This window comes from Synechococcus sp. OH2 (assembly GCF_047462155.1).
Taxonomy (GTDB): domain Bacteria; phylum Cyanobacteriota; class Cyanobacteriia; order Thermostichales; family Thermostichaceae; genus Thermostichus.
This window is the reverse complement of the sequence record NZ_JANSIR010000048.1, coordinates 12,105-16,985: the sequence shown is the minus strand read 5'-3', so window position 1 is coordinate 16,985 and position 4,881 is coordinate 12,105. Positions and strand designations below refer to the sequence as shown.

The 4,881-nt window shown below is 58.7% G+C and carries 4 protein-coding genes; 1 reads left to right on the top strand and 3 read right to left on the bottom strand.

Annotated elements, in window-relative coordinates:
- Nucleotides 1–124 precede the first annotated feature (124 nt).
- The 3 genes from NW835_RS03590 to rplI form a co-directional block, all read right to left on the bottom strand.
- Complete coding sequence (locus NW835_RS03590; RefSeq protein ID WP_414376651.1) at nt 125–1,021, bottom strand: universal stress protein; 897 nt, start codon at nt 1,019–1,021, stop codon at nt 125–127.
- Between the two features lie 117 nt (nt 1,022–1,138).
- Nucleotides 1,139–2,896: a replicative DNA helicase gene (dnaB, locus tag NW835_RS03585; protein ID WP_414414561.1), complete on the bottom strand. Its 1,758-nt coding sequence runs from the start codon at nt 2,894–2,896 to the stop codon at nt 1,139–1,141.
- A gap of 137 nt (nt 2,897–3,033) precedes the next feature.
- Nucleotides 3,034–3,498, bottom strand: a complete 465-nt coding sequence (rplI, locus tag NW835_RS03580; RefSeq protein ID WP_414414542.1) for a 50S ribosomal protein L9 — start codon at nt 3,496–3,498, stop codon at nt 3,034–3,036.
- A 404-nt stretch (nt 3,499–3,902) separates the two neighbouring features.
- On the opposite strand from rplI, the gene pstS reads away from it, so the two are divergent.
- The coding region (gene pstS, locus NW835_RS03575) for a phosphate ABC transporter substrate-binding protein PstS (RefSeq protein ID WP_414414541.1) at nt 3,903–4,881 on the top strand (979 nt) is incomplete at its 3' end.

Below are 4,881 nucleotides of genomic sequence, written 5' to 3'. Positions count from 1 at the left end.
CCTGTTGGCTAGCTTCGTCTCTATTTTTACCTTGGCTTTGGAGAGAGCCTCCCTTGAGCCACCGCCTGCAACAGTTCTCGCAAGCTTTGGGTTGGGTCGGCCATAGCTAGGGGATTGAGCAGCTCTACTGGGCCAAAGACCCGCGTGGGAAAAACAACACCGGATGCCAACTTTGCCGCAGGATCTCGCCGGTGAGGCTGCGAACCGACCACTCCCAAAAGCTGCCCACCCGCGGAGAGGCGGTGGCGATGGCAGTTACGTCCTCGGCTGCAGCGGTGGCCAGGATCTCCTGCAGCGGCGATCCCACCCGTACCAGGGCCCGCACCTGCAGCGGCTGCACCTGCTCGCTCAACGGCCCGACTACCTGAGCCAAATCGGCCTCAGCCTTGCGTTTGAGCACCTCCACCGGCGTTCCCTGGTTGCGGCGGGCGCTGGGATCCACTACATAGAGCAGGGTAACTGACTGGCACTGGGAAGTTCCCGGCAGCAGTTGGCCGAGACGGCTGAGCAGTTGCCGGCGCGGCTCCTCAAAGTCAAAAGGCACTAGGAGAGAGCGAAATAGGTGGCGGCTGCGCAGGCGCAGCTCCTCGAGGGTAAAGACGGCCAGCAGTTGCGGGCGCATCACCAGCAGGGGGATGTTCAACCTAGGCAGCAGCTCCACGGTGGTGCTGCCAAACAGTTTTTCGGTGAGCAGGTTGTGGATCCCCATGCCGGTGATCAGCAGGTCGGAGCTGTAAGTTTGGATCCCTTTTAAAATCAGATCCACCGGCTGGCCCACCTGCACCAAAACCTTAGCCTCCAGCCCCTCCGGAATGGTGCCCAAAAGCTGGCGAAACTGGGCCTTCTTGGTTTCTATTTTGGGGGTGGGGTCTTCGGGAAGGCCGATATCGTCATCTTTCCAAATCAGGCTGTGCAAGAAAACAAGGCGTTGAATGCCGTTGCTGTGTAGGGCATCTAAGCACTTGCCAAACCTTTGCAGGCCATCTTGGCAATCGGTTGCAATTAAAACGTTTTTAAACATGAGAGGATAAAGAGGGCAGTGGCCAAACTCGGCTGAAGCTGTCAGCTATCCTAAGCTAACACCCCCCTGCCTTGCTCTTGGAATTGCCGGGGGAACCAGGCACCAGCGGGTTTGCCTTTAGCGATAGGGATCCGCCAAGTTGCGAAACTGGGTGTACTGGCTTTCAAACAAAAGGCGCACGGTGCCGGTGGGGCCGTTGCGGTGCTTGGCGATGATCACCTCGGCAATGCCGCGATCGCTGGTGTTGGGATCGTAGTACTCCGGGCGGTAGATCATCATCACCACATCGGCGTCCTGCTCGATGCTGTTGTGCACCAGCAGGCCGTTGGCCACAAAGTTGTGGTGGCGGGGCATTTCGATGTCGTAGACCGGCTGGGGCTCCCCCGGCTCGCTAATCGACACCACCGGATCCCAGATCAACCCTTCCTGTACCACCACGGCTACTTCCTCTTCCAGTTGCAGCTCGTCGAGGGTTTTCCATCCCTCTGGCGTCAAAAAGGGATGGGTACCGGTGGCGCGAATGGAGAAATTGAGGCGGGTTTTCAGAAGGCAGGTGGGCTGTCGGCCACTGCAAAACACCTTCACCGGCTGTTGGGGCACCAGGCGCCCGCGCCCGTTGAGGCTGAGCAAGCGGGGCAGTTCTGCTGAGGCTGGCAGGGCCGCCAGTTGTTCCAGCCGCCAGAGCTTGCCCCGATCCACGTCCATCACCTGGGTATCCCCCGCCAGGCAGCCGGATTCCCGCAGATCTGCCAGTTGCGGACGCTTATCGGAGCGCGACTCCACTGCCCGGCTGAGCTGAGAGAGCACCAGCACCGGCACCATCAGCTCTTTGGCCAGTGCCTTGAGGCCGCGGGTGATGCGCGACAGCTCCTGTACTCGGTTGTCGGCGGCGGATGCCTGCATCAGTTGCAAGTAGTCGATCAACACCAGCCCCAACGTTCCTCCTTGCTCCGCCTGCAAGCGCCGCGCCTTAGAGCGAATCTCCGTAACGGTGCAATCGGGAGTGTCGTCGATAAACAGGGGCAGTTGCGACAAAAAGCCAATCGCCTGCCCCAGACGCTGCCACTCGTACTCGCTGATGCGCCCCGCGCGCAGGCGGCTGCTGTCGATGCGGGCCTCGCTGGCCAAAAGCCGCTGCACCAGTTGCTCCCGCGACATCTCTAGACTGAAAATGGCCACCGGCTGCCTGACGTAGGCGGCTACATTTTGGGCAATATTAAGGGCCAAGCTGGTTTTCCCCATCGAGGGGCGACCGGCCAAGATCACCAGATCCGAGCGTTGCAGGCCCTGGGTCAGGTTGTCCAGGTCGATGAATTTGGTCGGGATCCCAGGGATCTGAGCCCCGCTCTGGAACTTCTCCTCCAGATCCGAGAAGATGTTCACCAAAACCTCAGAAGCAGGGATGAGGCTGCGCTGCACTCGCTCTTGGGTGAGGGCAAACACCTGCTGCTCCGCCTGATCCATCACCTGAGACAGGGGCTGGCTGGTGTCGTAGGCCAGACGAGCCAGGGTGTTGCTCACCTGGATCAACTGGCGGCGCATGTATTTGTCCACCACCAGGCGGGCGTACTGGTCAATGTTGACGCTGCTAACCGTTTGCTCCAGCAGACGACGAATTGCCCCTGTCCCCCCTACCCGCTCCAGAAGGTGGTGATCCGCCAGCCAGGCAGAAACCGTCATCAGATCGGTGGGTTGGCCTTGGCTGTGCAGATGCAGGGCAGCCCGGTAGATTTCCTGGTGGGCCGAGAGGTAAAACATCTCGGGACGCAGGAACTCCACCACCCGGGCCAATGCCTCGGGATCGAGAAGAATAGCCCCCAGGATCTCCTCCTCAGCCTCTATGTTTTGAGGCGGAAGCCGATCCCCACCTGTCAAGTCGTAATCGCTGATCACCACCAGCCAGGATAGAAAAACCAACCCAGCTCCACACTAGCCAGCTGCTTGGCCGAGCACCTTAAGCAGCCAGGCCCAGCTTTACTTGCTATCTCCCATTGCTTCCTAGGATTTCTCTCTCACTCAGGCGTGACCTGAATGCGCAGCGTGGCTGTTACTTCTGGGTGCAGCTTCACTTGCACCAGGTAAACCCCAGTTTTCTTGATCTCCTCGTTGAGCAGGATGTTACGGCGATCGATATCCAGGCCGCTGGTGGCCAGCACCACCTCGGCAATGTCGGTGGTGGTCACTTGCCCGAAGAGCAAATCCTTTTCGCCCACTTTCTTGCGGATGACAAAGCGACCGATGGTCTCCAAAGCCTTCTTGTAGTTTTCCGCCTGCTGCTTCTCCGCCAATTTGCGGGCAGCTTCCTGCTCCCGACGCATCTGCTGCTCCTTGAGAAGCCCAGGCGTAAGCCGCACCGCCATCTGCCGCGGGAAAAGGTAGTTGCGGGCGTAGCCAGGCTTGACACTCACCACCTCTCCGGGGCTGCCCAAGCCCGGGATCGCCTGGCGCAGCATAACCTGCACGTTACGTTTAGACATGGAGGAAAGCACTGATTTTCTCGACAGCCTTTCATTCTAAGCATTTGCCAAGCTGATGTCAGCCCAAAGAGCTCGGAAAACTCAGCTGGCCCCAGAGCCCAGCCGTAGGCCCTTGAATCCGGGGGTCTTCACGCCGCGTTTCCTCGATCGAGGGTATTCTCCCCTGCAAGGGATCCCTGGAAAGAGCGACAAGGGAGACTAGCTACAGACAGAAATAACCTGATTTTAACCTCACGTTAACCAAAAAGGATGAACGTTATATTACATTAACGACAAGAACCAGAGTGGCAAGGGTCTTTAACGGGATCCCTTGTTTTTTTGAGATCAGCCCGGCTTGAGCAGGTTCTGAGGTTAGAGCACTCAGAGTTGGATCGAGACACCATCTTCATCTGGGAGATTTCTGTATGTTGATGCTGCGCTCCTTGGGACGTCGTTCTTTCCTGAAGTCCGTCTCTGCCACGGTTGCTGGGTTTGTGGCCAGCCAGGCAAATTGGCAGCGGGTATTTGCTCAGCAGACCGTAACCATCAACGGCGCTGGAGCTACTTTCCCGGCTCCCATCTACCAAACTTGGGCTCAAGAATTTGGCAAGAAAAACCCCAACATCCAAGTCAACTATCAGTCGGTGGGGAGCGGTGCCGGGCGGCGGCAATTTGTGGCTCGCACTGTCGATTTCGGCGCCAGCGACAGTGTGCCGCGTCCCGAAGAGATCAGCCAGATCGAGAGTGAAGCCAACCCTCCCAAGGGCATGGTGGCCGTGCCGATGGTGGGGGGGGCAGTGGTGGCAGCCTACAACATCCCCGGCGTGGGCCCCGAAATTCGCCTCTCTCGCCTAGCGCTGGTAAATATCTTCTTGGGCAAAATTAAGAACTGGAACGATCCGCTGCTGGCTGGCCTTAATCCAGGGGTGACTTTCCCGGATTTGCCGATTACCGTTGTGCACCGCTCCGACGGCAGCGGCACCACCGACATCTTTACCACCCACCTCAACGCCATTAGCCCGGAATGGCGGCAAAAAGTGGGTCGTGGCTCTTCCGTGAACTGGCCAACCGGGGTGGGAGCTCGCGGTAACGAAGGCGTTTCCGAGCAGATTAAGCAGATCCCTGGCGCGATTGGCTATGTAGAGTTCGGCTTCGCCAAGCTCAACAACCTGAACATCGCTCGCCTGGAAAACCGGTCGGGCAAGTTCGTCACCCCCAAAGTTGAGACGGAGCAGGCGGCACTGGCCAGAATCAAGCTTGACGAGCGGCTGTTGGGGGTTGACCCGGATCCCGCCGGGGAAGACTCCTACCCCATTGTGGGCTACACGTGGATCTTGGCCTACAAAGTCTACCCCAAAGCTGAAACCTCCAAAGCTGTCAAGGAGTTTCTCCGCTACGGCCTCA